Annotated in this window: 2 protein-coding genes; both read left to right on the top strand. The window is 63.9% G+C overall.

The window, feature by feature from the left end; genetic code table 11:
- On the top strand, positions 1–911 hold a 911-nt coding region (locus tag HCA61_RS25795; RefSeq protein ID WP_169691047.1), incomplete at its 5' end, for an alpha/beta fold hydrolase.
- A gap of 174 nt (positions 912–1085) precedes the next feature.
- The coding region (locus HCA61_RS25790) for an AMP-binding protein (protein WP_169691046.1) at positions 1086–1631 on the top strand (546 nt) is incomplete at its 3' end.

Here is a 1631-nt window from a genome sequence, read left to right as displayed (position 1 = left end):
CGGTGGTGGGTGTGCGGGTGCCGGTGTCGGTGGTGTTCGAGGTGGGGTCGGTGGAGGAGTTGGCTGCCCGGATCGAAAAGCTGGTCTCCGGTGACGCCGTCACAGGGGGCGCGTTCGACATGGTCATCCCACTCCGTAGCGGCGATCCGGAACTCGAAGCGGTCTTCTTCGTGCACCCGGTGGTGGGGCTCGCCTGGAGCTTCGCTGAGTTGGCGAAGTACGTGCAGGAGGGGCGGCCGGTCTACGGACTTCAATCACCAGCGCTGTCCGGCGCCGATCCGATGCCTCGGTCCATCGAAGAATGGGCCCGCCTCTACGTATCGGAGATCCGCCGTCTGCAACCGCGAGGGCGCTATCACCTGGTGGGATGGTCGATGGGCGGTGTCATCGCCCACGAGATGGCCGTGCAGTTGCAGCGTGACGGGGACTCGGTGGCCTCGTTGATCCTGCTCGACACGCAGGTTCCGGCGCCGCTGGAGGCGCCAGTCGACGTGGAGCAGGTTGCCCTCGCGGCACTGCAGGGCGGCGTAGGTGTGGATCCGCGGAGAGCGGACTCGTTGGTGTCGGATATCACACGGGACCTGGATGCGGGCGGTCTCGGAGTCCCGACGACGGCCGATTTCCTCGACGGGATCGGATGGTCGTTCGACGTACTCGCGCACCATCGGCCGGGCAGATTCTCGGGGGATCTGCTCTTCGTGGTCGCGCGGGAATCGAAACCGGGAGCGGATCATTCCCTTCTCGACTGGGCGCCCTTCGTGGTGGGTGAGGTGCACCGCCGAAGCATCGAGGTGTCTCATTGGGAGCTCACCGGACCCGATGCGTGTAGAGTGCTGGGCCCGCTCGTCAGGGCCTGGACCGCTAGTCACGAAATGTCTGAATTGTTCACTGTTTCAGCCGAAATCGAATAGTTCAATCGTCATTCAACTGGAAACAGCAGTGTTCTCATGTAAGACTCGGAAGCGGTCGGTGTGTGTGACCCGGTTTGTCGGGGGCCTTGTTCACGCAAATGCACTGGACCCGCGGGTATCGCCAAATGCGCTGCCTACGACCGCATTCCGCCCCGATGCAGAACGGGGAGTGGTATGACGGTCGAGGTCATCGGGTTCGGAGATGTAGATTCGAGCAGTGCGGTCCGTGATTTCTCCCGTCGAAACGGACGTATCGCTCGAGTCCGGCGTCATGCCCCCTTGCCGTTGCTGCCTCACCTGCTTGCCGTCGCTGTCGAGCGTGATCCCGACGCTCCCGCGGTCGTTTCCGATGGTGGAACCGTCACCTATCGTGAACTCGATTCCGCCTCGTCCGCGCTGGCGCGATTGCTGCTCGGTCGTGGTGTCGGACCGGAGGACCGCGTTGCCGTCCTGATGACGCGATCGCTCGAGTCGATTCTCGCGACGTGGGCAGTAGTCAAGACCGGTGCCGCGTTCGTCCCGGTGGATCCCACCTATCCGGCGGACCGCATCGAATACATGCTCGGTGACTCCGGCGCCGGTCTGGTTCTGACGCTGTCGTCCCATGTCGGAGCAGTGACGACCGACGTCGACATCGTTGTCGTCGACGATCCCGAGACCGAGTCGGAGCTTGCGGTGTTGCCGTCGGGTCCGGTGACGTTCGACGAGCGGGTTCGGACG

This window comes from Rhodococcus sp. HNM0563, from assembly GCF_012726195.1.
Taxonomy (GTDB): domain Bacteria; phylum Actinomycetota; class Actinomycetes; order Mycobacteriales; family Mycobacteriaceae; genus Rhodococcus.
The sequence above is the reverse complement of the archived record's forward strand: the minus strand, read 5'-3'. Positions and strand labels throughout refer to the sequence as shown.